This window comes from Thalassorhabdus alkalitolerans (genome assembly GCF_042656525.1).
GTDB classification, from domain to species: Bacteria; Bacillota; Bacilli; order Bacillales; family Marinococcaceae; genus Thalassorhabdus; species Thalassorhabdus alkalitolerans.
Genome location: NZ_JBHSOZ010000003.1, coordinates 109,653 through 136,650, shown reverse-complemented (window position 1 = coordinate 136,650; position 26,998 = coordinate 109,653). Strand labels below are relative to the sequence as shown.

The window sequence follows — 26,998 nt, the reverse complement described above, 5'->3', positions numbered from 1 at the left end:
TGACTTCCTTATAATTTAAGTTAGGATAATTTTTGGCTCATGAGTTCTTCCCCCTTGAGTATTGTTATTTTCCTCCAAACACTCCCCGGTACGTAGACAAAGTGTATGGCATTTGATAAACAATCGTTTGGTTGGTCATAGGATGGTATGAAAGATTCCACCCTTCGAGAAACGATCCTTTTTCTAATAGTTCTTTCTTTAAAAAATCTCCAACTCCTCTTTTGTAGACACCTCAAATACGTCAACACCCCATGTGTTCAAGACAGTCATTTGAGAGCTTATCTACGCCCAATATAAGCAGGATGGAATAGCTCCGCCCCCCCACAACGGCCCACACGAAAGGAGTCGGTCACGCAAGGTTCACCGTTGAAATAATCTGCCCCTCGTGTCAACATTTTTTTTAAAAAAATAAGTCTTTAATTCTCCGGTGCTATCTTTTCCCTCTCCGTTAGAACCGGATAGAATAAAAAACTACGAAACGTTCTAATAAGTTCATCAAGGATACCTATAAAAGGTTATCCTTGAATACTTAAATTCACCCTTCTTTTTTACACTTTATTTTTCTGAAAATAAATGCAGAAAAGCAAATAATACAACCGACAAACATAATAACAAGACTTATGTAATAGGTATTAGATTCAGTCACTAACTGTAAAATAAGACCAGATAATACAATAAAGTATCCTATCCATTCGTACAATTTGTAATTCATTTTCACACCCTCAAATCATCAATTTATTACTTTATATTTTCATTTATCAACGCTTTATTAACCGCCGTGATATCGATATCTGTAGTATAAAACCTGTCTCTTCAATACTTTTCAAAAGTTACTCCTTCATAGCTGCTTTCCAAGAACAAGATTATAATCCTTTAAGTTATCTAACATTCTAACGTATTAATGAGGTTAGGGATTGGAAGTACATCCTCGTTGATTCCAGACAAACAAAAGAATGGATTTATCGCGGATGGTGAAACACGGAAAAACCTTTCGGCTTCACTATGTATATGAAGACGAAAAAGGATTTTTGAATAAGTGTTTTTACTATTGTTATAGACTATACTAGCATCCTATGGGAGGAAGTTAGATGAATTTTTAAGTTTCTTTGGTTGTTGTGGGATTTATAATCCTAACAATAAAACAATAAAAGAACACAAAAAAGGTATATCTGATCCCAAAGAAAAACCGTAAAAGGTCTTTGTTGAAATATAATGTGAAAAACATTATACTTCTCATTTTCTCCGTTATGATATTTACCTTTAACCTGCCGCTAGGGACCTTTTTCATATTAGCAGCAGTTACGTTTGTGAGTGTTGTTCTTCATGAGTTGTTTGGCTTAACTGATAAGGATCGCTATAGAAAAGATCAATAAATCTGAGTTTTTTTGTATCGCGCCACTTCCCCCTTCCCTCTTAGGCTTCCGTAACTGCAATTCGGTGTATGAATCAAGTAAGTTCTCCTCCTTGGGAAAAAGAACTATCTGCTTATTATTATAACTAAAAGAATTATATTAACACTCTAATGGTAAAACAAAGAGAGAAATGCATTTCTTATTTAAATTAGACCTCTTATTGAGGTAAGGGTACTTTGTATATTCTTTTAGTATTATCATATGCTCAGCTTAAGCTGAACCTCTTCCAGGAGTTACCTATGTCCACTTCCTGATATGTATTTATGGGATCTATCTTTTTTATTAATTTATGAAAGGTGGAGGTTATGGCAGTTCTTTATGTAATCTCTCTATTTTATTTATTTGTTGTAGCATGCTTTTTCTTTGACTCCTTTGGGTATTTTATTGCTGCAGGTCTCTCCTCAATATTAAGTCACGTCAATCCTACGTATTTTCTAGAGGTTAAAAACATACCGGGGATTGGCAATACTATCCTATTTGCACTTGGTTTAAGTTTACTTTTTATCTGGCTTATGATGATTCCAATTCTATTAAATAGTGCAAAAGTGAAAAAACAAATCACTTATAAAAATACTGCAAAACAAGAAGTAGCAGCTGCCAAGAAAAAAAATCAATAGAAAATACCAATATATCGTTACATTATTTTAAAGAGTGAAAGTGGGGAACCATAATGGAATATTTTTTAGGCGGGGTATTTGTTGTATGGGGAGCCTTTGTTCTTTATTCAGCAATATTTAAGTTAAAGAAATACAGAGAAGAACATTTAGGGGCCAGTCATGATCCACTCATTGATGTTGTTTTAACTCCTATATTTAAAGTCTTTCCTCCAATAGTTGCTAAAATTTTTGTAATAGTGTTCGGTGTTGGATTAATAGGACTTGGTATTTACATCATTTAATAAATTTTACTAAATATACTATGAATCAGTTCTACTTGATTAGTAAATTTGAAATAACCTTAGGAGGACTCCTATGGATTTGAGTATCTATGCATACATCTTTGCAATCATTCTGGGCATTATTATTTGGAGCGGCAAGACCCCTTTTTTAATTTATGGATTTGTTGAAGAAGAGGGAGATCAAGGACGATGGCTCGGAATAAAAGTTAGCCGCTATACGATCTCTAGGATTGTAGGAGGGATTGTTTTTTTGATCGGTGCTATCAATATAGTTGTCAGAGTGATATAAACAAACTTGATTGCCTTGAAAGTCATGCATTGGTTGTCTGTGAGGAGGTTATTTTTGTTTCTATTGGGTTTCCTCTCCTTAATTAATGTAATAGTAAAGGTTCAAAGTGAAAAGACAGCAATTATTACCACATTATAAGTCAGCATTTTACTTTTCATAAGCAGGGCATTAAATTACATAGAGAGTTACAGAAAGAAGAAAAAGCTCCTTTCTAGTGAGCCGCATGGTTGACAACTCACCGAATCTTATTGATTGTCTTCCCATCAATTGAGAAATTACCATCTTTTATTTTTCTATTCCGTTCACTTACCCCAGTAATAATTTATTGATCAAAAAGCGGGTGCGTTTTTTGGGTAAGTACACGATACATTTTTGGTCCCTATAACCAGGAAAAAGAAGCGAATTTTCTTTTCATCATCCTCCTCTTTTCAATGGCTTATCTTACAAATATGATAACGTTGCAAAAGATAAAGAAAAAAGAGAGTCCATAGCATGGATTCCCTTTTTATTATACCCCTATTTTCCAGAATGTTCGCTGAAGCTGCATGCAGAGGAATCATATGCTCTTTTATGAGTGGCCATCTGACTCGCCTGCTTTCATCATATTTCTCTAGTGCATAGAATGAAGTGATTTTTTAGCTGCTCTTTTTTTGATTTCCCACCGAATAAAGGATTGCAAGGTGGCTTAAAAACTGATGGATACTCTCTTCGTCGATTTTCCTGTCTTCGATTATCTTTTTAATATCTTCTAGCTCTTCTGGAGAACTGTCTAATATTTCATTAATTATAAATTGGCTGTCCATCAAATGAATGGTGTTTTTCACAGTGAAGCAATATCTCTTATTCTCTTTTACATGCAACTCAAAGAAATTTTTTAAATGCAATCGGTTATTCATTTAATACCAAACCACTTTCTTTTTTTATTAAAAGTAGTACGCGTTACTTCCTTGTTTTCTATTTGTATTTCTGCCCATCTGTATTTATGAACGCAGTCACATGCTATTGGAAATTTTATAGGTTAAGTTCCTACTATTATTCAATGCATCACCTGAATACTACTGTTAATCCGAATTTTAATCGCAATCGTAATCATTACGATATTCACTCCTATTATATCGTAATGATTACGTTTTGTAAATGCGCCCTCTCCTACTTAGTAATAGCAAGGATCATACTCCCACTATCCTTCTCTTTTATACCGCTACCCACCGATGACAGCTATTTTGCACTTTATTAGGCTATTACCATTGATTTCACACTTAGCTTACTTTTTTATAATTAAAAAAGTTCACCACCTATGGATGAACTCTTCGTTTATTGATTATATGCTTTTAGAAAAAGGTTTATTCCTTACTACGAAGCATTTGTTTAAGCTGCTTCGTCTGTTCGGTTTGTTTTAGAAATTTCGAATGAACTCTTTTTTGAGGCGTCGTGGGCTCACTGTCATTCCTTAGTGAATTTACTAAGAGGAAGTGTGAATTATTGAATAAGTTTTACAAAGAATGTGAGGGGTATAGAGAAGAAATTGATACTAATTTCTGCTCACTATCCTTTTAAGTCCGAATAACTCCTTCTTCTTTTCTCCTTCTTTCAAGTAGAAAGAAAGACTCCATACAATAGGTCATACAGTTAATCACTTCACCATATCATAAGGATGATATTTTCTATAAATGTTTACAGATCTTCTTGTTCCCTTCCCTCTCCTCTGCTCTGCTCTAAAAATACCTCCTGGAGTCATTTAATAACTGTCTATTTCCTACCTGAGTAATTTTTAAGTATTTTTAAAGCATATTGTTTTTAATTAAAGAAATAATTTATTATAATTACAATGTAATAATGAATATTACTTCCGTAATATAGTTTCATAAATAGGAAGTAGGAAGGTTGTTCATTTTGTAAATTCAAAATAGAGAGGGGAAACGTTTATAATGAAAGACAATGAAAACATGGAAAAATGTCCGTTTTCACATGGAAGTTCTACGAGAAATTCCTCCAGCGGAACGACAAACAAAGACTGGTGGCCAAATCAGCTGAATTTAAACATTCTTCATCAGCATGATACGAAGACAAACCCACTGGGAGAAGATTTTGATTATGCAGAGGAGTTTAAAAAGCTGGACTATCAAGCTCTGAAAAAGGATCTTCTAAATCTCATGACAGACAGTCAAGATTGGTGGCCTGCCGACTACGGTCATTACGGCCCATTCTTTATTCGTATGTCATGGCATTCAGCTGGTACTTACCGCATGGGAGATGGCCGCGGAGGCGGTGGCAGCGGTTCGCAGCGTTTTGCGCCTCTAAACAGCTGGCCGGATAATGGTAACCTTGATAAGGCCCGTCGACTGCTGTGGCCTATAAAACAGAAATATGGCAACAAGATCTCCTGGGCTGATCTTCTTGTTTTAGCTGGGAATGTAGCAATTGAATCCATGGGTGGGAAGACTATTGGCTTTGGAGCCGGTCGAGAAGACATCTGGCACCCGGAAGAGGATGTCAATTGGGGTCCTGAAACAGAGTGGCTTGGGGATAACCGCTACTCTGGCGACCGAGAGCTTGAGAATCCTCTGGCTGCCGTGCAAATGGGCTTAATCTATGTAAATCCTGAAGGTCCAAACGGGGAACCTGATCCTGTTAGAAGTGCCCAGGATATTCGTGAAACATTTGGACGGATGGGAATGAACGATGAAGAAACTGTAGCCCTTACAGCCGGTGGTCATACGTTTGGGAAGGCACACGGTGCAGGAAACGCTGACCTTGTAGGTGCAGAACCAGAAGGATCTCTTATTGAAGAGCAAGGCTTTGGCTGGAAGAGCACACATGGCACTGGTCATGGCCCTTATACCATCACAAGCGGAATCGAAGGGGCATGGACACCAACTCCGACAACATGGGATAACAGCTATTTTGATCTTTTATTCGGATATGAATGGGAGCTGACCAAGAGTCCGGCAGGTGCTCATCAGTGGAAGCCTGTTGATCAGGATGAGGAACATATGGCTCCAGATGCAGCAGATTCATCCAAACGTGTTCCTACTATGATGACCACAGCGGACATGGCCATGCGAATGGATCCTGATTATGAAAAGATTTCCCGTCGTTTCCATGAAAACCCGGATGAGTTTGCTGATGCATTTGCGCGTGCTTGGTTCAAGCTTCTTCACCGTGACATGGGTCCTCGTGACCGTTATCTTGGACCGGAAGTTCCAGATGAAGAATTTATCTGGCAGGACCCTGTTCCAGCTGTAGACTACAAGTTAACAGAGGCAGAAATTGAAGAACTGAAAAAGAAAATACTTGAAACTGACCTTACAGTGAGCGAACTTGTCACTACAGCATGGGCTTCAGCAAGTACCTTCCGTGGTTCTGATATGCGTGGTGGTGCGAATGGAGCACGTATTCGCCTTTCCCCTCAAAAGGACTGGGAAGTCAATGAACCTGAAAAGCTTTCTAAAGTGCTGAACGTGTTAGAAGGCCTGCAAAGCCAGCTTGATAAGAATGTCAGTCTCGCCGATTTGATTGTATTAGGCGGAACGGCGGCAGTGGAGAAAGCGGCAAGGGATGCAGGAGTTGACGTGATCGTTCCGTTTACACCAGGACGAGGCGATGCTACCCAAGAGCAGACGGATGTAGAGAACTTTGAAGTGCTAGAACCTTTCGCGGATGGTTTCCGAAACTACCAGAAGAAAGAGTATAGTGTCAGCCCAGAAGAACTCTTAGTAGACAAGGCACAGCTGTTAGACTTGTCAGCTCCAGAAATGACGGTCCTTGTCGGCGGGATGCGTGTGTTGGGAACTAATTACGGCGGCACAAAGCATGGCGTCTTTACCGACCGTGTCGGAACACTTACGAATGACTTCTTTGTGAACCTTCTGGACATGGGAATTGAGTGGAAGCCTGTAGACAGCCTCATTTATGAAGGCCGTGACCGCAAAACAGGTGAGGTTGTTCGGACTGCTTCAAGAGTGGACCTCGCATTTGGTTCCAACTCTATTCTGCGTGCCGTTGCAGAAGTATATGCGCAAGACGACAACAAAGAGAAGTTTGTGAAAGACTTTATCGATGTCTGGGTTAAGATGATGAATGCCGATCGTTTTGACCTTAACTAGAATGATTGCTGAATGTTAATAGATTGTACTCCCCCCTCTTACATACGAACCGCTCATGTAAGAGGGGTTTTTTTACAACTCCCCCGCTCTCTACTTTTCCTTACAAGTGATAGACCAACTAAAACCCAACAACCCTACCTGGTCTTCCTCTATCGTTTTATTATTTTCTATACATTCATTCTTGGTTTGTAGATAACCGTTGTAACTGAAAATAGGAGTAACAAAAAATAGTGACAAGAGTGAAATCGACAAAACCCCTATTATAAAAAATCGCTTCCTCTTACTCTGTTTCATTTTACCGCCCTTTTCTTTTGTTTTTTTTACGATCATGTGATACCTGCAGCTATTATATTTCTCGGCCATAGTTTTTTTAATAATATATTGAAGGGCTTATGATACACTTTGTCTGAGTATATATTTGAGTTATTTTCTTAGAGGAGGTATAAAATGCCAACTTGTCAAAACTGTTACGCAAAGTGGGCATGGAAAGAAACGCTAAAAGGAAGTTTTTCCATAAAAAATACTGCCCTGATTTGCCCTTACTGTAATGCAAAACAGTATCCTACAGCTAAGACAAAAAAATTGTCGTTTGTCATGTCACTTTTCACCCTCTCACCCATGGTGTTGAATATGGTTTTTCCTTTAGGGTACTTAACGATTGTCATCATGTTATTAATTGGTGTGTCCATGATTCTGATATCACCCTTCCTTACTAAGGTATCAAACATGGAAGAATCAATAATTTGAAAAATAAGTTGAAGTTTTAAAAGGTGAGCATTCTTCGACATCTAATGCTGTTTTATTTCAGCTGAAGATATGTATGTTACACTCAGAGCAAATGCGTGCTGGAGGGGTACATAAATGAAAATTTTCATTACTATTCTATTGCTTTTAGCCATTATTATGGTTTTAGTTGGAGTTAGAAAGAAAGACCGTAAGATAATAACGATTTCCTCTATATCTACCGTCGGACTTCTTGTACTGTATATGTTTTTATTTCAATTTTAAGCTTATTGAAAGAGTACAAGCCTTGGGATTCTCCAGGGCTTGTTTTCATTTCCTCCCAAATAAGGTAATAAATCTTATAGAGGATCTCTTAACTCTCTTTTCTGGATATTGTATAATCACACCCAAAGAAGAGTAATAACCCGAAAACAAGGATAACAAAGGAAGAAGACAGGATAACATTATATAAAAATATATTGAGAATAGCATCAATGAACAACGCTGCAGCAAAAAATAAACAAGTTAATGAAGTTGCTTTCTTTGACGACCGACTGATCTTTTGTGAGGGAGGATCTTCCTCGAAAAACACGCCTAGCACATTCATTGTTAACCCTCTTAGATTTCTCATTCTATCGCTCCTATGAAAGTTCGGGATCCATACTCGGCCATAAACGTTTGACTGATTAAACACTCTACCTTCTTTTAATCAAAAATAAAGAACAAATGAGACTATAGAAAACCCAGCTGTAAAAATTATATTAGTTAAAACAATTACTTTTTTTCTAATGCTAAGTCTTTTTTCCATATGCTTAATATATGCGACGGTAAGCAGGAATCCAAACATAGATATTACCTGCCCCTGCCCATCTTGTAACACAGCTATATATCTCATTGTGGCAAGACCCATAAGAAAAAGACCGGTATACCCTAGCACCATATAGAAATAGAGTTCTTTTCTCTCTTCACTCATTCAACAATCTCCTCTTTTTCCTGCCTGTTTAGCTATCACAATACCATTACCCACTCCTTGCACTTCCTTTAGTTCTAATAAAAAGATTTGTTCTACCTGAGGATGAATTGTAAAGAGTGAACGTACCCATACACTTAATCCAAGTAAAAACTGGCTGCTGAAGTAAATGAAATACCCTTAATATGAGTAATATTACTATAATTGTAAATACCCCCCTACAGAGTGTACGGGATCCCTTCCTTCTTCGTTTCATTGAATTTTTCAGTTTCAAAGACTGAGAACCCCGCATTTTTTATCAAGTGAAAATAGCATGCTCCTTACTTTTTTCAAAGGTGCTCCCTTACCTTGTCCTTAGTAAAACACTTATCACTGTTTTATTTGCCTATTCATATGATGGCCTAGGTTCTTAAAATATTATGAAAGAAGGGAAGAAAGGAAGTGTCGTCTCCTATTGATTACACGTCACCAACAGCTCAGTATACATTTGATGTCAATACCAGCCACTTGTTTAAGAAAGATCCCAATAATTATATAAACGTCTTAGGAGTTAACCAATTAAATACTTTGGAAAATGTCTCACTTCTTGACATCTTCTTAAGCAATGGTAATGTGGTTGAACCTCATTACCATCAAAATGCAGCTGAACTTGTTTATTGCATCTCCGGGGCTGCCAATGTTTCCATGTTAAATCCATTTACAAAACAGCTACAGACGTATTCTATAACGCCAGGTCAAGTAACAAATGTTCCACAGGGGTGGTGGCATTACGAAATAGCAACTATGAATAATACTCACCTGTTAGCCATTTTTGACGCACATACTCCTGAAGTGATTCTTGGTTCTGACCTTTTAAAATTTACCCCCGCTAACATAATGGCTCATACCTATTGCATGGATCAGCAGGAATGGAAAAACGTAACTGCACCTGTAAAACCAAGTACGTATATAGGCCCTTATACAGACTGTAACAAGGAAGGATACTCGAACAAGCAACAAACATCCCTTCAGTATTCCCACCCCTACCAACACTCCTCTGGTTTGCCTTCTTACTATTGGACACAAAGCAATAGTTATGGCAATAGAACATAGACTCTCTCTTAAACACATGTAGATAATATAGAATTCGTTTTGAACAATGTTAATTCAAAGCGAATTCCCTTATTTATAAAAAATGAATGCTATATAGGGATCATAATAGCATTCATCCTCCTCAATTTTCATCTTAGTACATACAACATTCAGACCCTTAGCGAGCCACGAAAACCTCTGGCAGCATAATAGGATTCAGCACCATTGTGGTACACAAAAACATGATCGTAGCGGCGGTCACAAAAGATGGCACCGCCAAGTCTTCTAATGCTAGCAGGTGTCTGTACCCAGCTGGAGGTTTTCATATCGAAATTTCCAAGTTTCTGCAAATACCGGTATTGTTCTTCTGTTAAAAGTTCAATGCCCATGGAAGTTGCCATATCAATAGCATTATTTTCTGGTTTGTGTTTTTTTCTTGATTCCAGCGCTTCCTGGTCGTAACAAACACTTCTGCGACCTTTAGGACTTTCTGTTGTACAATCATAAAATATGAATTCGCCTGTTTTTTTATCCTGACCTACTACATCCGGTTCACCGCTAGTTACTTCCATTTCATTGAGTGACCATAGTTTTTCAGGATTTTCTTCTAGTCTGGCTTGAACTTTCGTCCATTCAAGATCTTTATGCCTGTTCATATTTTTTTCAAAACGGGATTTCAAAGTGCTAAGTAGTTCTTCGCGTTCTTCCAGTGACAACTCCCTCTTTTTCTTTGTCATAGTAAGCCCTCCTTGTTTGTGCTCCTGATATTATAAGAAATAGTCTGGAACTAGTGGAAACAAGTAATAATCTGCTCCACTAGCATTTAAGAAAGAAACGACTCTTCCTTTCAGCAATCAAACTCTCTACTGTTATGAGGAATCAAATACAACCGTTTCAGGTATTATGTACGATCTACTATCCCTCAAGATTATTAACTGGCCATCTCTTTATTCTTCAACACATAGCTGGCCGCAGCTAACAAAGCAATGACCGACACTAATGTTACAACTAAGACGAGAGCGAAGCTTGTATCTAATCGGCCTTCCATTGCCATCGTTCCTACAAGGTCCAACGCCATTGCCGGGCTCCATGTCATCCATTGTTCAAGAACACTTGTAGTGATTGAAAGCCCGATGACCGAGGTAAGAGCCGCAAATGCGACAAGACCAGAAACCTTGAAAAGGGCATTAAAAAATACGGTCAATGTAATAATAAAAGTAAACCAGAGCCCGTAAAGGAGGAAGCTGTTTAACATGACCCCAAACGAAAGGGATCCAAACAAGAGGTTAGTATAATACCAACTGGCCAAATACCCCAAAAATAATGATAACCACCCCAGCACTATCATTCCTGCCCATTTTGCTGTTACATAAGATGCATGGGGAACAGGCCTGACCAGAATAAGTCCAGCCACTCCACTACGTCTTTCTGATGAAATCAATCCCATGGAAGCCAATACAATTACCAGGATGCCCAACATATTGAACTGCGATGTAGTCATTATCAGGACTTCGCCTGGGGAAGGCATAGGCATTTCAAAAACCGCTCCTTCAGGCAATCCACCTACACTTTCCATTATAACTGGTATGTAGTATGTAGATAATGGTTCTGTCAGACCTAATATAATAAAAACAAGCGGCACCCATATCCATTTGAAATTTCTCCACATTTCCAGGCATTCTTTTTTCCAGAGCTGGATCCACTGGTTCATTGATTCACCACCTCCATGAACAGGTCTTCCAATGTAGTCCGGGCAACTTCAAAGCTGATAAGAGGAATTTCCTGCTGAACAATCTTCTTCAACATGAGTTTTTTTGCCTGCTCGAGATCATTAACACGAATCTTTGCTAGATCATCCTCAAACTCAATATCCTCAACCTGAGCCCATGCCCGCCATTCTTGTAACCAATCAGCTGCCATACCTTTCACCTGAACATGAATCTTGGCTTTTTGTTGCTCAGTGCGTAGGTCGTGAATATTTCCTTCGGCAACCTTCAATCCTTTCCTGAGAATTAGTACATCGTCGCTAACCTCTTCAGCATCGTTCAGAATATGAGTAGAAAAAAGCAATGTGGTTTCTTTTTTCAAATCTTTCATCATCTGCAAAATTTCACGGCGTCCAATAGGATCCAGTGCAGATACGGGCTCATCCAGCATTAGCAAAGCTGGCCGGTGAATCATGGCCTGAGCAATTCCCAGCCTCTGTTTCATGCCACCCGAATATTTACCTATGCGTTGATTTCCCGCCTCTTCAATACCAACACGAGTTAACAACTCGTCTGCTCGAAATTTCGCCTCATTAAATGAAAGGTGTGATAGTCGCCCAGCATACATTAAAAATTCACGACCAGTCATCCAATCATAAAATACAGGATGCTGAGGAAGGAAGCCGATGTATTTCCTATTATCTTTCCTGGCCTTCGTTTTAGTAAAATGAATCGTTCCATCCGTAGGCTTCAATAGACCTGACAACATTTTAAGAATTGTGGTTTTTCCTGCGCCGTTGGGACCAAGCAAGGCAGTGCACCTGCCATTTTCCAAGGCAAAAGAAACGTCACGTACAGCATGTTCCTTACCATAACTTTTTGTTAACTGATTCACAGTAACTAATGACATCGCTAATCCTTCCTTCCAATAACAAAATAAAGGATAGGACCTAATATGTTGACAAAAATAATAATCAAGATCCACATCCATTTTGGGCCATTAGTTTTATCCCTCTTGAGGCAATCTGCAAGCGCAGTGATCATCAATAGTAATTGAATGACAACTATTGGTGCGAGCAGTTGCCAATTAATCATTTTCAAACCATTTATCAGCTCACTCACTGATTATCCTCTCCTCTTGCTTTTATCCTATATGTCTATCTATTCTATTTCTTTACCATTATCCTCTATTTCCCACAGTGGGAGAGTAAAAGTAAAATAACTGCCTTTTCCAACTTGACTATCAACATGAATTTGACCGTTATGAGCTTGGATGATGGATTTGGAAATGGCGAGTCCTAAGCCTGTGCCACCATTGTCTCCAGATTTTGAATGCTCACCACGAAAGAACCGATCAAATACATGAGGAAGATCTCCCGATGCAATACCATATCCGTTATCTTGGACTTGAACCACCAGTTGATCCGTCTCTTCGTCTACATCGAAGGAAACTTCCGTTTGATCTGCACCATACTTTAGAGAGTTATAAATCAAATTGCTCATTACCTGTTCAATCCGTGCCTGGTCAACAGCAATATATTCAGAAGGAATTTGCTGTCCTTTCACCTCGAGTGTAAACTGCTTCTCCTTTAGGTCCAATTGCACAGCATATAGAATTCGAGTAAAAAGTTTTCTACTATTGACAACCTCTTTCTTCACAGACATTTGCTCCACGTTGATCTTTGAAAACTCAAACAGGTCTTCAATCAAATGATCCAGCTGATTTGTCTTGGTTTCAATCACATTCAAATATTTTCTCTTCGTTTCCTCATCTCGGGCAATATCATCCTGCAGTCCTTCCACATACCCTTTGATAGAAGCTAAGGGTGTGCGTAATTCATGAGAAATACTGGCAACAAGTGCCTTTCTGTTCTGTTCATACTCCTGCTGTTTATCAATGGACTGTTTAAGGTAGTGACGCATCATATTGAAACCGCTTATGAAGCGTCCAATTTCATCTTTTTTTCCATAAGGAAGCGGGTAATCAAAATTCCCCTCTCTAATTTCCTCCGTCGCCTGATAAATCTGTTTAAGGGGAATGACAACGGTTCTTGAGATATACCACGTCCAACCTATGATAAGGCAAAATAGCGTCAATAGTCCGCACCCTATAATAAATAAAAGGAGCGATAGCGCCTGATTCAACGTATGAAAAGGTTCTGTCCCCATCGTTTGTCCTTTTACCAGTACGGTCCATACCTCACCTGTGTCCAACATAACCTGGAAATCAAGCTGGTTTAGGTCAGGAATAATGCCTGCCGACCATTCGTCCTCAATGAACAAACGAGAGTGAAAAAGTTCTTCTTCCCCTTCACCACGAATCATCAGATCAATTTCATACTCATTGAGTAAAGGTTCTATACGTGTATAAAACTCATTACGATCCTCGATATATGCTGCGTGTCTGAATACCTCCGTTCGCACTTCATTCATCATCTTCAAGAGTGTCTGATCCGCCATATGATCTGCTTCTTCTAGGCGCTCAGAGTACAGGAACATGAGAACCGCCATCACCAGGATGGGAATAAGAATGATTGATGAAAAGGCGATAATTAATCGTGTCTTGATCCCCATGATGAATCATGCGCTCCCGTCAAATTTGTAGCCTACGCCCCAAACCGTCTTGATATAAATTGGTTCTGCAGGATCGGGCTCAATTTTCTCTCGTATTTTTCGAATATAAACCGTTACTGTGTTCAAATCACCGTAATGGTTATAACCCCAAATCTGATCGTATAATTGCGATTTTGAAAAAACTTGTCCCGGATATGTAGCCATAAATTTCAAAAGCTGAAACTCTTTTGCGGATAGATTCACATCCTCCCCTGCCAGCATGACAGTGAACCCTTTCTCATCAATCTCCAACTCATTAAAGCTGAGCGTGTGCCTTCCTTCAGAGGGATCTCCGTAATACTTGTACCTGCGCAGCTGTGCCTTGATCCTGGCAACTAATTCTCTGGGACTAAAAGGTTTGGTGATGTAATCGTCTGCTCCGATACCAAGCCCTATAATTTTATCCGTTTCACTTTTTTTGGCAGTCATCATTAATACCGGAGCAGTGGATTCCTTCCGAATCATACGTAATACTTCGATCCCGTCTAGTCCAGGAAGCATGATATCGAGGACTATAAGCGTGGGTTTGCTCTTGTGAAACAAACGAATACCTTCCTCACCATCCGTTGCAATAAGGACTTCAAATCCTTCTGATAACAAATAATCTTTGACTAGATCCCCGATCTCTACCTCATCTTCAACTACGAGAACCAGGTCTTTTTTCATTTCCAATAATCCCTCTTTTTTGTTCGAACTGCTCAACTGGCAACCCCCAATCGGATACTAAACGTTCATCCTGCACCCTTTATTTTTTCATATTGTATCATTGGAAGAGTGAACAATACCTATTCTCTAAGAAAAATCTTAAGGAGGCCTTATGTAAATATTAAAAAAGTATTAAAAATGGATTGTAATAACATCTACAAACACAAAAAAAGGTAGCCAAGGATCTTACCAATCCTTGGCTACTTTTTTCATACATGACTCTTGTCTCCTATGTATCACACAAACCAAAGCAGCCAGGTCAGTAGCGTTTGGCCAAGACAACAAATGAAGAGAATACAGTAATGATTGTTAATGCTGCTAGCAAACTTACCGACTGATATCCAGTTAAGGTAACAAGTTCAAATTGTAAAAGCGGCATGAGAATAATCATATAACCTAGAATAAAGAAGTAACTAAAAAACATTCCTCTTTCTCGTATTCTTTTTGACCGTTCATCATTCTCTTTAAATTGTGGATAGAGATATGAGAGAGAAAAAGTCATAAGCGTTGTACCTGCTAATACCAGTTCATGCCCAACAAAGAAATTCCCAGTTGATATGCTGGCATAACAAATGAGCACACTGTAAATCAAAAGTACAAAGCCGGTGATTAAGAAAAACATTCTCCCTGCTTTATTACTCATTTGCATAAAAATCCCCTCCTAATGAAAAAATGGCTATCCTTCATCATCGTCTAATAGAAATACTCTTTCTACAATGGTGTCAAAACAACGTGCAATCTGAATAGCGAGAGGCAATGAAGGATTATACCGTTCCTTTTCAATTGAAATAATTGTCTGTCGCGAAACACCCAGCATTTCTGCCATTTGTTCCTGAGAAAATCCTTTTTCTTGCCTTAATTGCTTCATTCTATTTTTCATATAAGCACACATTCCTCTCTATACATTATGATAATGTAAAGGAGACTTTACTGTAAAGTTTATTTTACACTAGACTCTATAATGCCCGCCGCCATTGGGGCATAAATCCATTCAAAATACACCATTTATGCAAACAAGGATTATAGATATGATAGACATGGAAAAACAAATGGAAGCAATGGATGAATATAAGCAAGCCTAATAACTATAAAAGCCAAGGACTTTATATGTCCTTGGCTCCGCCCCGTGATAGTATTGAGTAATTTTATATATTACTTTAATGATTCCTTCTAATAATTTACAGGCTTGAAAAAAGCAGGTCTATTCTTTGTGTGGGTCGGGTCCTAACCCACTTTTCCATTTGTTCAATATGGTTTAATGAATTTTGAAAGAGATAGTAACCATATTCTAAAGGTGTTTTATATATCTTAATTGTGGAATCTTCATCGTCTAATTTCGTTATTATCTTTTTCTGCGGTTGACCGTTCGCTTCAATGATCCAGAGTCTGTTTTCTTTATCTAACGCAAAATCTATGCTGAGCTCCCCGAGCAAGCCAAAGGTTCCAAATCTATCTAAATATTCTGCTGCTTCTATGCTTACTTGCTCGAGCTCTCTCATTAGCCTTGTAAGCTTGGCAGGAGGCAAAGCTTTCTGTTTCACATTCTTTCCCAGGTGTCCCCACCGCGGTTTTAAAAACAGGGTTTTATGCTCAGTAAATAATGCATCAAAGCTATTTTCATCAAATAAAATGGTTTTAGGAAGGTATCTTTTAATATTGGAGATAGTTTCAGTCTGGTATAGCCAGGAATTTTTTGAAAGATCTCATCAGCTAGCTCCTCGTTATAGGTCTGTATTGTTAGGTTTCGGTCATTGACCATGTGAAGAGCCAGAATGGTTTCTTCCTCATCTAACAGTCCTACTTCTCAACTCGAACGAATAACCCTTTTAGGGGAACCTAAGTCTACTCCTTCAATATCTCGTAAATATTGTTTTCCTAATTTCCATATGCTTTCATACGTATATTCAAACCGTTGGATAAAGGCATCTCTCTCGAGTGGTTGGGATGATCAAACGCATAGATTTCTTCTAAGGTTTTTAACGCTTTGTCTGAGGTTTCGAATCGTTGAAGCAGTCGTTCCATAGGATCCCCTCCTTAATTACTTTTGTGCGAAATGAAGAATCTGCCTTTGTAAGGTCCACCACGTCTACGTTATAAGGAATGGTTGACTCCTCAAGATTATCTTGTAGGCTTGCTAAGCATCCTGCCTTCAGCGCACCTTTATAGTCAACCGCTATATCAATATCTGAACTTGGTTGTATCGCTCCTTTGGCCCAAGAACCAAACAAATAGATACAAACATCTTCCCTATTCATATGGTTTGTCACAAGAGTCTTTACTTCTTCTAGGACTTCTTTTTGAAGAGTCGCCCACGTCATGAGGGATCTTCTCCTTTTGTGGTTTTTTACTACCTATAAGCAGGGCCTCTTTTTTTACCGTTCTCTTATATAAGATTCCCATCTAACCAACATATAAAGCATGTGAGTGATGAATCGAACAAGGGGAGCTTTCGGAAAATATTAACCTACAGATAAATACTCATAAAACTGATCCCTTCCTATATGGTGAGTATTGCTACCCTGTATGGCTTCTTTCTTACAAACTACTTTTTATAAGGTAATTTTACCATAATTTTTAAATCTACCACCCTCCCATTACAACACACTATACAGCACTGTTATCCTAGGATGGACTTTGCTTATGATCCCTACAGAAGTCTCCTTTTATTCTTAAAGTTGAAATGTCACTTTCCTATAAGTCTGACTGGTAGAATAGAAAAATTTTTGAGCCCAAGAATCATTTAAATAAATTATTGTGAAATTCCAAATACAAACCTATAATGGTCTTGTGTTGTTGCTACCCTCCAATAGGAAGATATTCGGCGCAAAAGGATGGAATTAAATATAAACCAGCCATGTTATGGACGATTTGCATGTGCATTTTGGATAAAATGCACCTACCTTTGTTCTCAATTAACTCCTAAATAAACTATTGCCTCTTTTACTGTAGCCATTGTAGGAATGTCAGTTAAATTAATGTTTAACTTTGTTGCCTCTATAGCTAATTGAGGTCTTAAACCAGTTATAATAGACTGTACTCCAAGGAGAGATAAGACTTGTTTCATTTTAAAAAGATAATTAATCACGATATCATCCAACTCGTACACCCCAGAGAAATCCATAATTACATAATTGAGTTTTTGAGCCTGTACTTTCTCCGGTATAATTTCTAAGATAATCCTTGCCTTCTCCAAACCTATCTTACCTACTAATGGAAGAACTGCTACATCGCTCATTATAGGCACTATGGTTGCGGATAATTCATTTATTTCCTTCATCATTTCGTCCTGCTTTTTTTCGCTTTCTTTTCGGGTCGTAATATCCCGTATATATGTCTGAATTGCCTTATTGTTGTTCCCCAACATAACTGGATGACAATATAATTCAACCATTACAGTTGTTTTGTCCATTCTATATATAGTTTCTTCAATAACGGCTGCAGGAGCTTGGTAAGCAGATTGAATTCTTTGCTTAATCGCAACCTTCGAGGATTCTTGAAAGATATCTAGTGGACTTGCTCCGATAACACTTTGTTTATCGGTTCTAAAAAAATCCTCAGCAGCCCTGTTTATATAAAGAATTTTATAGTCTGTATGAATAATAATCGGATCAAGGGAATATTCGATTACTTGACGATAGTCTATATCTGAGATACTATCACACATTTTTTCACCCCTATATTAATAAGATACGCCTCTTAGCATAACACAATACGGGATGAACCCTCGCTCTCCATTATTTACAATGTCTATAATCCGTTTCATGATGACCCCCTACATGGTATTTGCTCCGAGGTATTGCCCGATATTAATAAACAGTTTAGTCTATTGGAGGAGCACCACGAAAATATTTCCATTGCGGATGCATATAATGGATTTTACGAAAATCAAGCAGACTATATTATCGAGGGAGATATTCATCCAACAACTGAAGGACAGAGAATCCTTGCCGACGTTGGAATTGAGGTTCTCAAGCCTTATTTTGAAAACTAATAAAAGCTGAGTCTTATGGACTCAGCTTTTGCTTTTTCTTCTATATTTTCTATGAATTTTTTTTATAACCTTACATAAAATTAATTTTCCTTTAGGACCGACTGGTTATTATAACTGACTAAATAAAGATAATGATTATTTTTATTTTTAAACTAGAATGGTGTCCTTCTTCAACAATACGCCCATTATTGAAACACTATATTCCGTGTTAGTTCCTTTTTAAGTTTTCGCTCACTCCCACTTTTGGCATAAAGAAGCATGGATTACTCTTTAAAATCTCTAAGGTCAAGCCGGTAGACATCATCACCTCTATCATTTGAAATGACAAAGTGACTCTCTTTTGCATAGTCTCTTAAGGCTTCAAGTTCTGCCTTCTCGGGCGAGCCTGAAAGTTGAGAAGTCCTGTTCTCTGTTCCTAGTATGTATTGCTGTATGTAAACAAGGGTTCCGTTTTCTCTAATCGGACCTTTTACAGGGATAAAGAAGCCCTGCTCTATTTGTTCTTCGTCGTTAAATATGTTGTGACCCACGCTCCCGCGAACAAAGGTGTAAAGGGACTCCAGGGGGAGTATTCTAGGCGTGTATTGATTTTCAAGTAAAGATTTGGAGCCTTCCTGAAGGTAGATACGGTATTCAAGCTTGGATAGTGTAACCTGTGTATCGGGCTGGCCGTGATATAAAGACATTTTATGGTCTTCAGATATGATGTTTACGTCTACTTCTTTCACTTTAATATCGTTGGTAAGTGGATTGAGGGAACAAGCAGTGACTAAAAGAGATAATGACGCAGCCAGCGATAAGATGATATAGGTGCCGCGCAATTAAAAACCCCCTTTCTAAAAAGCATTTTTGTAAAATATGGTGTTACATTATCATATTTTTTGGAATTATTTAACCACTAATACATTATTTTCTTAAATATAAAAAGGGTTACTGCTTCGTAGTTTCTATATTTATACCTTTAATCTACCCCCTTGAAGAAGAATTCCTCACTTGTTTCATTGGCAATCAGGTTTCAAGAACCTTTATCACCTGAAAATAACTTCCATCAGGTTTCTTTCCAGCTCCTTAGTTGAGGATAGCTCTTATTGTCATTCTTTTTTCCGCATACGCTTCATACCAAGTAATATAAGAAGAATAAAGCTTGCTCCCATAATTATAAACATTATTAAAAAGCTTGCTCCTGCTCCATACGTAATTGTATCTTGAAACGTCATAATCGGTGGTGCACCATATTCTGTTGGCATGATCAAGAAACGAGATATTTCTAAGTATCCTAAATGAAAGCCTATGGATGCCCACAAACTATCTGTCCAGAGTCGCATTAGAGCCAAAGCTATGCCGAAAAAGAACAGTAAAATCATAGAGGGAATAATAAAGATGTTTTCAACTGGTACCATTCCAACGATTACTTGTAATACTGAAACCCCAATGGAAACCCCCACAAATAAAAGTGTCTGTATGAACACAGAAAACCAGACGGTGAAACGGTGACGTAGCACATCGTAGACAAATCCGCGCAAGGCGAGTTCCTCAGGCAAAGCTTCGTAAAAAAACGCAATCAACATATTAAAAAGGAATGCACCGATCCAATACTGGGGTGCGTGCCATTGATCAATGGTAAGCCAACCTAATGAGCTGGAAATGAATAACCCAACGAAGAAGAGTCCGATCGCAAGAAAGAAGCCCGTAAAAAAGTGATGTGCTCTTTTTAAAGAATAGACGGGTCTTGTCGGCTTGCCCGTGACCCTATATAGTCTCTGATAAAAATATAAAATGGATGGCACAACGATGAGACTCATCACGACTGCTTGAACGATGAATCTACCATCTCTAGTCATTAATAACTGATCTTCGACAATACTCCCAGCAAATGTAGCCAGGAATAATCCGAGAGTGACTATTCCCCAACCACCAAGTAACATAGAGAACATATTTTTCAACTTCGGTTCCTCCCCCCTCCCTGTCTTCTTTTCAATAGTATGCTTACAATAATTATTTATAGGTTTATACAAATCTAAATGCCCCTGCTTAGAACGCTTTTCTCTGGTAAATAATAGTGGTAATTCCCCACGAAACAGCATAGAAGAACAACACAATCACCGTCGCTCCTGTATATATAAAAGGGGTAGATAAACTGGAAATAAAATCAGTAATTGCTGTTAAATTCTCTGCTAAAAATATGAAAATAGGTGGTCCAATACCTGCTAATAGAAGAAAGGTAATGAGAACAACATAAGATATATAGCCAGGCTTAAATATATAAAACAGAGGAAAGGTGAATGCAGAAAACAGCAGGAATAAACCACTGGCAATAGCAATATCTGTTGCCGAAAACAGAGTATTCGAAACAAATAATGCCAGACTAGTCACTACAATAGCTAAAATCATATAAACAATAGCACCAATATAGCGCGACGCGATAATTTCTTTACGCGTATAAGGTAAGGAGTTTAATAAGATATTCGTCTGCGCTTTCTCATCGTAAGCAAATGAATTAAACGGAATAAAAACACTGGCAACGAGAAAAATCAAAGCAGGATGAGAATCCATAATAATAATAAAAGAGATGAAAGGAAGATAGATCCATAGTTGCCGTTTTTGTAATATGACATCACGCCTGATTAAATTAAACATTTTGTTTGCCTCCTTTCATGTAATACATAATATCTTCCAATGATGCTTGTTCAATGACAACAGAGTCTCTGAACGTATTTTTCACTGCTTGAATATTGTCTGTTAATGCCTCAAAGCCTGTTGGGGCACGATGAACATGAATGAAATCCGATTCCGTATCTCTATCCAAGAGATCAATGCCTCCTTTCACAAGTGCATAGTTTTCAGCTACATCGTGAATGGAGTGATTAAACATTAATTTCCCTTTATTAATAAAAGCAATATAATCTGCGATACGATTTAAATCGGTCGTAATATGTGTGGAGAAAAAAATTGTTCGGTTGCCATCAACCATTAATTCTTGCAATAAATTCAGCAGTTCCCTTCTGAAAATAGGATCCAGCCCTGCTGTCGGTTCATCCATTATCACGTAATACATTTTTTGTTTCCTTAACCCAATCGTCTGGAGCTTGTTCGCTATACCCATCATGGTCATGAAAAATAGGATACGTGGCTGTCGTTTCACCTGCTACATTACCTTTTTCATCTACAAGTAAAGCTTTTACACTACTTGTTCCTAGATCTATGCCAATTACATATTCCATCCATTCCACTCCTACATTTTTATTGAATTTTAGACCTCTAGGTAATTCCCTCTATAAAAAAGGAGCTGCTTCTTGCCTGCAGCTCCTGCTTTTGTTTTACACCTTTGCCGGCACTCCGGCTTTCAGAATATATTGATTCAATATTCCTTTTATCATTTCCTGATGTCCGGATTCATTTTTAATAGTGTTCTCCATTGCATACTCTTGAAGTTCCTTAAAGGAAACTTTATTTTCGATGATAGCTTTTCCAACGCCTTCCTCGAAGCTAGAGTAACGCTTAGCAATGATATTTTCAAAGACTTGATCTTCTATTAATTGTTGAGCAACCTTGCAGCCATAGGCAAAAGTGTCCATTCCTACGATATGTCCATGCACAAGATCAATCGGTTCAAAAGAAGGTCGACGAACTTTGGCGTCAAAGTTGAGTCCCCCGTTACCTAAACCTCCGTTTTTGAGTATCTCATACATAGCTAACACAGCACTGTAAATGTCAGATGGGAATTCATCAGTGTCCCATCCTAAAAGCATGTCTCCTTGATTAGCATCTACAGAGCCTAGGATACCGTGCTCTCTAGCATATCGTAATTCATGTTCAAATGTATGTCCTGCCAATGTTGCATGATTGGCTTCAATGTTAACTTTAAAGTGATCTGTCAGATTATAGTGCTGTAAAAATGCATAAGTTGTTGCCGTATCAAAATCATACTGATGCTTTGTTGGTTCTTTTGGTTTTGGCTCTATTAAAAATTGACCTTCATAACCTATTTCTTTCGCGTAATCAACTGCCATATGATAAAAACGCGCCAGATTATCAAGCTCAAATTTTGTATCTGTGTAAAGAAGTGTTTCGTAACCTTCACGCCCGCCCCAGAATACATAATTTTTCGCATCAAGCTCTTTTGCTATCTCTAATTGCTTTTTTACTTTAGCTGCTGCATAAGCATAAACATCAGCATTGTTTGACGTAGCTGCCCCAAACATAAAGCGGGGGTGGCTAAACATATTAGAAGTATTCCATAGTAAAGACACATTCTGGGCTTTCATTTGTTTTTCTAGAAGACTAACAATTTCATCAAGATTTTGATTATACTCTTTTAGGTTACTTCCTTCTGGAGCCACATCTACATCATGAAATGCAAAGTAATCAAAGCCAAGCTTATCGATGAATTCAAAATTTGCTTCAACTCTAACTTTAGCCTGATCCATCCCACTATACTGATCCCAAGGTCGCTGCATGGTAGGAGACCCAAAAGGATCGGAGCCATCCATGGTAAAGGTATGCCAGTAGGCAACTGAAAAACGAAGAAGTTCTTTCATTGTCTTTCCTGCAATTGATTCATCGGGATTATAATGTTTAAAGGCAAGAGGGTTATTACTGTTCATTCCTTCATATTTTATTTTTTCTATATTTTTGAAATAATCCATTTCTTACACCTCTTAGTGACGTAATATTTTTATTCTTCAAAAAGATTTACTGATAACTCAGACCCTTCTCTTAGAAAAACTGGTATAGACTCTAGTGGGGCAGAACATTCTATAAATTGGCCGCCTTCATAGGTCTTATGAGTGTTTACGTCTTTCCAAACCTGTCCTTCTGGCAAATACAACTTCCTTGAACGCTCACCTTCATAAAAAATAGGAGCTACTAAAATATCTGGCCCAAACATATAAGTATCTTCTATGTCCCATGCTTCTTTATCTTTTGGGAAATCATAGAAAAGGGGCCTCATAGGTGGTGTTCCATCTTGATGTGCTTCAACCATCAACTTTGTGATATAAGGACGAAGGTTCTCTCTGATGGTCATATACTTTTTGAATATGTTATATGCTTCCTCTCCGTAGCTCCAAACTTCATTATCAGCGCCACTATCCCTGAGACCTCCACCGCTAGTGCCTAATGGTTCGGAATGCGGTTCTCTATCTCCATGAAGCCTGAATACAGAACAGAATGCCCCAAATTGAAACCAACGAACAATACATTCTCTAAAAGAAGGGTCATCCGGGTAACCTCCATGAAATCCTCCTATGTCTGTAGTCCACCACGGTATACCGGCTAAGCCCATGTTCAATCCAATAGAAAACTGGTTTCTAAGAGATTTAAAACTTGAATCTATGTCACCTGACCAGACTAAAGCTCCGTATCGTTGACTTCCCGCCCAGGCAGACCTAACTAAATTAATAATCCCTTCATGACCTTCTTCTTTCATTCCGTCAAAAAAAGTTTTAGCGTACATAGCCGGATAAATATTACCTACTTGAACATTGGGACCTTTATGGTACCTATAGTTATCAAAATCATATATAGAGTATTCTGGTTCAGCTTCATCTAACCAAAATAAATTAGTACCTTTATCGTAGTAGTTTTTCTTTGCTTTTTCCCAAACATATTTCCTTGCATCTGGGTTTGTTGCATCAAAGAATACCGTATTCCCTAGAAAATCCATAGTTGTTCTTATTCCTCTATCAGTTCGAACAAGCAACCCTTTTTGAAGCATCTCTTCATAATTTTCACTAGTTTTATCTACAGTCGGCCAAATTGAAATCATTAATTCAATACCCATCTCTTTTAACTCTTGGATCATCCCATCAGGATCAGGCCAGTAATCTAAATCAAACTTCCAGTCCCCTTGATTTGTCCAATGAAAATAATCTATAACGATCACTGAAATAGGAAGGTTTCTTCTTTTATACTCTCTAGCAACATTTAACAACTCTTCTTGTGTTTGATAACGTAATTTACATTGCCAAAAGCCCATCGCATAATCAGGCATCATAGGAACAGTTCCTGTAGCTTTTGCATACTGTTTTTCTATCTCTGCTGGAGTGTCACCAGAGGTAATCCAGAAATCCAACTGTTTTGTTGATTGGACAAACCACTCAGTGATATTTTTACTAAAAGCAACTTTCCCAATAGCTGGATTGTTCCATAAAAAACCATAACCTAGACTAGATAAGGCAAAAGGTACTGTTGACTGAGAATTCCTATGAGCTAGCTCTAATGTACAATTCTTTAAATCTAAATTTGATTGTTGATATTGACCCATTCCAAAGATTTTTTCGTTTGGGTGCGACTCAAACCGAAGAGTTAACTGGTAATCTCCACCGAGGATTGGCTTGAATTCTCTAGCTTCGATATTCAAGGCACTTTTAAACTCCTTGACATCATCTCTTTTATCCCTTTTTCGTACGAATTCTTCTAAAAGTATTTCTCCTTTACTATTAAAGAAAGTTATTTTTCCGCCGTTTGTAATTTCAGCACTGATTTTTCCATTCTTTATTACCGCTTTCTCTTCATAAATTCTAATATCTGCCTCAATGTCTTCAGGAGGAAGCAATGCCCAATCTTCATTTTGCATGGCTTCCATATGAGTGGCACGCACTCTAAAACTATTTTCTCCCCACGGTTCTACCCAGAGCTTCTCACTGTCATATAACCTGACTAACCTTTGATTTTCTACTTTAAAGTAATTGTTCAATTTCTATACCTCCAATTTTCTGTATGCTAGTAAAGGGTGGTTTATCACTTTTCAGACCCAGCTGTAATACCGCTAACAATGTACTTTTGCATAGCTATAAACAATATGATTATAGGAAGCGCTGCTACGGTGGCCACAGCCATTAAGCTTTCATACTGCGTTCCATATTGCCCTATAAACTGAGTAATCCCAACTGTTAAAGGTCGAACACTCTCATCTGAAGTAAGCGTTAATGCAAAAATTAGATCTCCCCAAGCAAATAAGAAACTAAATGTCCCAACGGTTAAGAGCATGGGACCCGTCAGTGGTAACACAACTCTTATAAATGCTGTAAAACGGTTACAACCATCAATTAGAGCAGATTCTTCAAGTCCTTTAGGGATTGAGAGAAAAAATGGTCGCATGATTAATACAGCAAACGGGAGCGCTATTGTAGTGTTGCCTAGTATTAAAGCTGGAAAGCTATTGAGTAAATTCAAATTACTAAAGAAAATAAACAAAGGCATTGCCATCATGATTCCCGGAACCATTTGCGTGACAAGAAGGATAAGCAAGAATGCTCCAGTCCCTTTTAACCTGTACCTTGCCATCGCATACGCAGCAGGAAGAGCTAGCAAGAGAGTCAAAATGGTAGTTCCTATAGCTACTATGAAAGAATTGCGCAAATACATTAGAACACTTTGATCTTCAATAACGTTGTTTATATAAGCACTGAAATCAAGAGTGTCAGGAATAATGACTGGAGGGATAGCAAATATATCTGATGATGGTTTAACGGAAGTGGCAATCATCCAGTAAATTGGGAAGAGAAAAATACCTGTTATAAATATTGCTGCTACAAATAACAAATATTGTTTAAGTGTATATTTCTTCACTCTGTCTCCTCCTTTCTACTTAAATAGATGTAGATTAGAGCCACAAAAGTTAAAATGACTAATATAACAGTTGATACAACCCCACTTAGACTAAATTCATAATTTACAAAAGCCAATTCATATGCATAAAAAGGTAGAACATAAGTTGAATTTACAGGACCGCCGCCAGTCATAATTAAAATTAAATCAAACACTTTAAAGGTATAAATAATACCTAGTACAAGAATTACTAATAGAGAAGGTTTTAACAGTGGCAATGTAAGAGAGAAAAATGATCTTATTTTTGAAGCCCCGTCTATTCTAGCTGCTTCATAGATATCTTTTGGCAAGGATTGAAGCGCTGCCAGGATTAAGATCATGTTAAAAGGGATTCCTATCCAAACATTAGTTACTATCACTGCGAACAAAGCTGTACTTTGCTGACCTAACCAATTAACTGATTGATCAATTATCCCCAATTGTATTAGTAAGTAATTGATAATTCCGTAATCAACATCTAACAGCCAAGTAAACAATGTTCCTGTTATAACCATTGGTGTCATCCAGGCTAACAATAAAATAGAACGAAAAAAGTTTCTAAAAGGGAAATCTTGATTAAAAAACAAAGCTAACAAAAATCCAATCCCAAACTGCAATACGATACAAGAAACAGTATAAATAAGCGTGTTACCTAGAGCTGTTAAGAATAAAGGGTTCTGTAATACTTGTACAAAGTTTTCAATTCCAATAAATGATCCACCAGCTCCTAAATTCATTAAGGTTACATCTTGAAAACTAAGTATTATGTTATAGGCGATAGGGTAAATCATGAATATCAAGACATATAATAGAGCTGGTAAAAGAAACAAATACTTAAATAAGCTTTTTTTAAAAATCAACCTTGGAAGAAGCAAATTATTGCTCCTTCCAAGTTGAGTTACTCTTTTTTCCATCTTTACCCTC

Annotated in this window: 28 protein-coding genes and 3 pseudogenes; 7 read left to right on the top strand and 24 right to left on the bottom strand. The window is 37.8% G+C overall.

Annotated elements, in window-relative coordinates; genetic code table 11:
• The first annotated feature begins 1,717 nt into the window (after window positions 1-1,717).
• From ACFPU1_RS03290 to ACFPU1_RS03280, 3 genes are all read left to right on the top strand, one after another.
• The gene (locus ACFPU1_RS03290) at window positions 1,718-2,029 is read left to right on the top strand and encodes a hypothetical protein (protein ID WP_385938581.1); all 312 of its coding nucleotides are present in this window, start codon (window positions 1,718-1,720) and stop codon (window positions 2,027-2,029) included.
• Window positions 2,030-2,082: 53 nt separating this feature from the next.
• Window positions 2,083-2,310 (top strand): hypothetical protein, encoded by a 228-nt coding sequence (locus ACFPU1_RS03285; RefSeq protein WP_385938578.1) that lies wholly within the window; start codon window positions 2,083-2,085, stop codon window positions 2,308-2,310.
• A gap of 73 nt (window positions 2,311-2,383) precedes the next feature.
• Window positions 2,384-2,599 (top strand): hypothetical protein, encoded by a 216-nt coding sequence (locus tag ACFPU1_RS03280; RefSeq protein WP_054636118.1) that lies wholly within the window; start codon window positions 2,384-2,386, stop codon window positions 2,597-2,599.
• 635 nt (window positions 2,600-3,234) lie between these two features.
• On the opposite strand, the gene ACFPU1_RS03275 is transcribed toward ACFPU1_RS03280, so the two are convergent.
• On the bottom strand, window positions 3,235-3,495 hold the full coding sequence (locus tag ACFPU1_RS03275) for a hypothetical protein (RefSeq protein ID WP_385938575.1): 261 nt from the start codon (window positions 3,493-3,495) through the stop codon (window positions 3,235-3,237).
• Window positions 3,496-4,527: 1,032 nt separating this feature from the next.
• Between ACFPU1_RS03275 and katG the strand changes: the two genes are divergently transcribed.
• Both katG and ACFPU1_RS03265 read left to right on the top strand, forming a co-directional pair.
• Entirely contained in the window at window positions 4,528-6,705 is a 2,178-nt protein-coding gene (gene katG / locus ACFPU1_RS03270; protein ID WP_385938573.1) for a catalase/peroxidase HPI, read from the top strand.
• Window positions 6,706-7,152: 447 nt separating this feature from the next.
• Window positions 7,153-7,452: a TIGR04104 family putative zinc finger protein gene (locus tag ACFPU1_RS03265; protein WP_385938570.1), complete on the top strand. Its 300-nt coding sequence runs from the start codon at window positions 7,153-7,155 to the stop codon at window positions 7,450-7,452.
• Between the two features lie 349 nt (window positions 7,453-7,801).
• Here the strand turns inward: ACFPU1_RS03265 and ACFPU1_RS03260 are convergent, their stop codons facing one another.
• On the bottom strand, window positions 7,802-8,059 hold the full coding sequence (locus ACFPU1_RS03260; RefSeq protein ID WP_385938567.1) for a hypothetical protein: 258 nt from the start codon (window positions 8,057-8,059) through the stop codon (window positions 7,802-7,804).
• 78 nt (window positions 8,060-8,137) lie between these two features.
• Window positions 8,138-8,401 carry a hypothetical protein gene (locus ACFPU1_RS03255; protein ID WP_385938564.1) on the bottom strand — a complete coding sequence of 88 codons (264 nt, stop codon included), beginning with the start codon at window positions 8,399-8,401 and terminating at the stop codon, window positions 8,138-8,140.
• 438 nt (window positions 8,402-8,839) lie between these two features.
• Here ACFPU1_RS03255 and ACFPU1_RS03250 point away from each other — a divergent pair, with 438 nt between their 5' ends.
• Entirely contained in the window at window positions 8,840-9,490 is a 651-nt protein-coding gene (locus ACFPU1_RS03250) for a cupin domain-containing protein (protein WP_385938561.1), read from the top strand.
• Window positions 9,491-9,639: 149 nt separating this feature from the next.
• Here ACFPU1_RS03250 and ACFPU1_RS03245 read toward each other — a convergent pair whose 3' ends face one another.
• From ACFPU1_RS03245 to ACFPU1_RS03190, 12 genes and pseudogenes are all read right to left on the bottom strand, one after another.
• A complete protein-coding gene (locus ACFPU1_RS03245; RefSeq protein ID WP_385938558.1) occupies window positions 9,640-10,206 on the bottom strand; it encodes a DUF4256 domain-containing protein in 567 nt (188 codons plus the stop codon).
• A gap of 194 nt (window positions 10,207-10,400) precedes the next feature.
• Entirely contained in the window at window positions 10,401-11,180 is a 780-nt protein-coding gene (locus tag ACFPU1_RS03240) for an ABC transporter permease (RefSeq protein ID WP_385938555.1), read from the bottom strand.
• Complete coding sequence (locus ACFPU1_RS03235) at window positions 11,177-12,085, bottom strand: ABC transporter ATP-binding protein (RefSeq protein WP_385938552.1); 909 nt, start codon at window positions 12,083-12,085, stop codon at window positions 11,177-11,179. The genes ACFPU1_RS03240 and ACFPU1_RS03235 overlap by 4 nt, the downstream gene beginning before the upstream one ends.
• Window positions 12,086-12,087: 2 nt before the next feature.
• Window positions 12,088-12,219 (bottom strand): PLD nuclease N-terminal domain-containing protein, encoded by a 132-nt coding sequence (locus tag ACFPU1_RS03230; protein ID WP_385940441.1) that lies wholly within the window; start codon window positions 12,217-12,219, stop codon window positions 12,088-12,090.
• Window positions 12,220-12,336: 117 nt separating this feature from the next.
• Window positions 12,337-13,749: a sensor histidine kinase gene (locus tag ACFPU1_RS03225; RefSeq protein ID WP_385938550.1), complete on the bottom strand. Its 1,413-nt coding sequence runs from the start codon at window positions 13,747-13,749 to the stop codon at window positions 12,337-12,339.
• A gap of 6 nt (window positions 13,750-13,755) precedes the next feature.
• The gene (locus tag ACFPU1_RS03220) at window positions 13,756-14,490 is read right to left on the bottom strand and encodes a response regulator transcription factor (RefSeq protein WP_385938547.1); all 735 of its coding nucleotides are present in this window, start codon (window positions 14,488-14,490) and stop codon (window positions 13,756-13,758) included.
• A 262-nt stretch (window positions 14,491-14,752) separates the two neighbouring features.
• Window positions 14,753-15,142, bottom strand: coding sequence for a hypothetical protein (locus ACFPU1_RS03215; RefSeq protein ID WP_385938544.1), 390 nt, complete (start codon window positions 15,140-15,142; stop codon window positions 14,753-14,755).
• A gap of 27 nt (window positions 15,143-15,169) precedes the next feature.
• On the bottom strand, window positions 15,170-15,373 hold the full coding sequence (locus ACFPU1_RS03210) for a helix-turn-helix transcriptional regulator (protein WP_385938541.1): 204 nt from the start codon (window positions 15,371-15,373) through the stop codon (window positions 15,170-15,172).
• Window positions 15,374-15,671: 298 nt separating this feature from the next.
• Window positions 15,672-16,034: a YheC/YheD family protein gene (locus ACFPU1_RS03205; RefSeq protein WP_385938538.1), complete on the bottom strand. Its 363-nt coding sequence runs from the start codon at window positions 16,032-16,034 to the stop codon at window positions 15,672-15,674.
• A 263-nt stretch (window positions 16,035-16,297) separates the two neighbouring features.
• Window positions 16,298-16,423, bottom strand: a pseudogene (locus ACFPU1_RS03200) (nucleotidyltransferase substrate binding protein); the annotation flags it as partial.
• Window positions 16,424-16,469: 46 nt separating this feature from the next.
• The gene (gene mntA / locus ACFPU1_RS03195) at window positions 16,470-16,811 is read right to left on the bottom strand and encodes a type VII toxin-antitoxin system MntA family adenylyltransferase antitoxin (RefSeq protein ID WP_385938535.1); all 342 of its coding nucleotides are present in this window, start codon (window positions 16,809-16,811) and stop codon (window positions 16,470-16,472) included.
• Between the two features lie 590 nt (window positions 16,812-17,401).
• Complete coding sequence (locus ACFPU1_RS03190; protein ID WP_385938532.1) at window positions 17,402-18,157, bottom strand: PAS domain S-box protein; 756 nt, start codon at window positions 18,155-18,157, stop codon at window positions 17,402-17,404.
• A gap of 162 nt (window positions 18,158-18,319) precedes the next feature.
• Between ACFPU1_RS03190 and ACFPU1_RS03185 the strand changes: the two genes are divergently transcribed.
• The gene (locus ACFPU1_RS03185) at window positions 18,320-18,484 is read left to right on the top strand and encodes a hypothetical protein (protein WP_157049822.1); all 165 of its coding nucleotides are present in this window, start codon (window positions 18,320-18,322) and stop codon (window positions 18,482-18,484) included.
• A gap of 263 nt (window positions 18,485-18,747) precedes the next feature.
• Here the strand turns inward: ACFPU1_RS03185 and ACFPU1_RS03180 are convergent, their stop codons facing one another.
• The 9 genes and pseudogenes from ACFPU1_RS03180 to ACFPU1_RS03140 all read right to left on the bottom strand — a co-directional run bounded on the left by ACFPU1_RS03180 (window position 18,748) and on the right by ACFPU1_RS03140 (window position 26,988).
• Window positions 18,748-19,305, bottom strand: coding sequence for a hypothetical protein (locus ACFPU1_RS03180; protein ID WP_385938529.1), 558 nt, complete (start codon window positions 19,303-19,305; stop codon window positions 18,748-18,750).
• Window positions 19,306-19,575: 270 nt separating this feature from the next.
• A complete protein-coding gene (locus tag ACFPU1_RS03175; protein WP_385940440.1) occupies window positions 19,576-20,418 on the bottom strand; it encodes a CPBP family intramembrane glutamic endopeptidase in 843 nt (280 codons plus the stop codon).
• Window positions 20,419-20,515: 97 nt separating this feature from the next.
• Entirely contained in the window at window positions 20,516-21,121 is a 606-nt protein-coding gene (locus ACFPU1_RS03170; RefSeq protein ID WP_385938526.1) for an ABC-2 transporter permease, read from the bottom strand.
• Window positions 21,114-21,530, bottom strand: a pseudogene (locus ACFPU1_RS03165) (sodium ABC transporter ATP-binding protein); the annotation flags it as partial. The gene ACFPU1_RS03170 and the pseudogene ACFPU1_RS03165, both read right to left, overlap by 8 nt.
• Window positions 21,529-21,705 (bottom strand): annotated as a pseudogene (locus ACFPU1_RS03160) (FGGY family carbohydrate kinase); the annotation flags it as partial. The pseudogenes ACFPU1_RS03160 and ACFPU1_RS03165, both read right to left, overlap by 2 nt.
• Before the next feature lie 96 nt (window positions 21,706-21,801).
• Window positions 21,802-23,130, bottom strand: a complete 1,329-nt coding sequence (gene xylA / locus ACFPU1_RS03155; protein WP_385938523.1) for a xylose isomerase — start codon at window positions 23,128-23,130, stop codon at window positions 21,802-21,804.
• A gap of 29 nt (window positions 23,131-23,159) precedes the next feature.
• Window positions 23,160-25,181 (bottom strand): glycoside hydrolase family 31 protein, encoded by a 2,022-nt coding sequence (locus tag ACFPU1_RS03150; protein ID WP_385938520.1) that lies wholly within the window; start codon window positions 25,179-25,181, stop codon window positions 23,160-23,162.
• 44 nt (window positions 25,182-25,225) lie between these two features.
• The gene (locus tag ACFPU1_RS03145) at window positions 25,226-26,056 is read right to left on the bottom strand and encodes a carbohydrate ABC transporter permease (RefSeq protein ID WP_054635855.1); all 831 of its coding nucleotides are present in this window, start codon (window positions 26,054-26,056) and stop codon (window positions 25,226-25,228) included.
• The gene (locus ACFPU1_RS03140; RefSeq protein ID WP_385938516.1) at window positions 26,053-26,988 is read right to left on the bottom strand and encodes a carbohydrate ABC transporter permease; all 936 of its coding nucleotides are present in this window, start codon (window positions 26,986-26,988) and stop codon (window positions 26,053-26,055) included. The genes ACFPU1_RS03145 and ACFPU1_RS03140 overlap by 4 nt, the downstream gene beginning before the upstream one ends.
• Window positions 26,989-26,998 lie beyond the last annotated feature (10 nt).

What these genes read in the sequence shown, in the direction of transcription:
- ACFPU1_RS03290 (WP_385938581.1), top strand. Translation starts at nt 1,718, where the DNA reads ATGGCAGTTCTTTATGTAATCTCTCTATTTTATTTATTTGTTGTAGCA.
- ACFPU1_RS03285 (WP_385938578.1), top strand. Translation starts at nt 2,083, where the DNA reads ATGGAATATTTTTTAGGCGGGGTATTTGTTGTATGGGGAGCCTTTGTT.
- ACFPU1_RS03280 (WP_054636118.1), top strand. Translation starts at nt 2,384, where the DNA reads ATGGATTTGAGTATCTATGCATACATCTTTGCAATCATTCTGGGCATT.
- ACFPU1_RS03275 (WP_385938575.1), bottom strand. Translation starts at nt 3,495, where the DNA reads ATGAATAACCGATTGCATTTAAAAAATTTCTTTGAGTTGCATGTAAAA.
- katG (WP_385938573.1), top strand. Translation starts at nt 4,528, where the DNA reads ATGAAAGACAATGAAAACATGGAAAAATGTCCGTTTTCACATGGAAGT.
- ACFPU1_RS03265 (WP_385938570.1), top strand. Translation starts at nt 7,153, where the DNA reads ATGCCAACTTGTCAAAACTGTTACGCAAAGTGGGCATGGAAAGAAACG.
- ACFPU1_RS03260 (WP_385938567.1), bottom strand. Translation starts at nt 8,059, where the DNA reads ATGAGAAATCTAAGAGGGTTAACAATGAATGTGCTAGGCGTGTTTTTC.
- ACFPU1_RS03255 (WP_385938564.1), bottom strand. Translation starts at nt 8,401, where the DNA reads ATGAGTGAAGAGAGAAAAGAACTCTATTTCTATATGGTGCTAGGGTAT.
- ACFPU1_RS03245 (WP_385938558.1), bottom strand. Translation starts at nt 10,206, where the DNA reads ATGACAAAGAAAAAGAGGGAGTTGTCACTGGAAGAACGCGAAGAACTA.
- ACFPU1_RS03240 (WP_385938555.1), bottom strand. Translation starts at nt 11,180, where the DNA reads ATGAACCAGTGGATCCAGCTCTGGAAAAAAGAATGCCTGGAAATGTGG.
- ACFPU1_RS03235 (WP_385938552.1), bottom strand. Translation starts at nt 12,085, where the DNA reads ATGTCATTAGTTACTGTGAATCAGTTAACAAAAAGTTATGGTAAGGAA.
- ACFPU1_RS03230 (WP_385940441.1), bottom strand. Translation starts at nt 12,219, where the DNA reads ATGATCACTGCGCTTGCAGATTGCCTCAAGAGGGATAAAACTAATGGC.
- ACFPU1_RS03225 (WP_385938550.1), bottom strand. Translation starts at nt 13,749, where the DNA reads ATGGGGATCAAGACACGATTAATTATCGCCTTTTCATCAATCATTCTT.
- ACFPU1_RS03215 (WP_385938544.1), bottom strand. Translation starts at nt 15,142, where the DNA reads ATGCAAATGAGTAATAAAGCAGGGAGAATGTTTTTCTTAATCACCGGC.
- ACFPU1_RS03210 (WP_385938541.1), bottom strand. Translation starts at nt 15,373, where the DNA reads ATGAAAAATAGAATGAAGCAATTAAGGCAAGAAAAAGGATTTTCTCAG.
- mntA (WP_385938535.1), bottom strand. Translation starts at nt 16,811, where the DNA reads ATGACGTGGGCGACTCTTCAAAAAGAAGTCCTAGAAGAAGTAAAGACT.
- ACFPU1_RS03190 (WP_385938532.1), bottom strand. Translation starts at nt 18,157, where the DNA reads ATGTGTGATAGTATCTCAGATATAGACTATCGTCAAGTAATCGAATAT.
- ACFPU1_RS03175 (WP_385940440.1), bottom strand. Translation starts at nt 20,418, where the DNA reads ATGTTCTCTATGTTACTTGGTGGTTGGGGAATAGTCACTCTCGGATTA.
- ACFPU1_RS03170 (WP_385938526.1), bottom strand. Translation starts at nt 21,121, where the DNA reads ATGTTTAATTTAATCAGGCGTGATGTCATATTACAAAAACGGCAACTA.
- xylA (WP_385938523.1), bottom strand. Translation starts at nt 23,130, where the DNA reads ATGGATTATTTCAAAAATATAGAAAAAATAAAATATGAAGGAATGAAC.
- ACFPU1_RS03140 (WP_385938516.1), bottom strand. Translation starts at nt 26,988, where the DNA reads ATGGAAAAAAGAGTAACTCAACTTGGAAGGAGCAATAATTTGCTTCTT.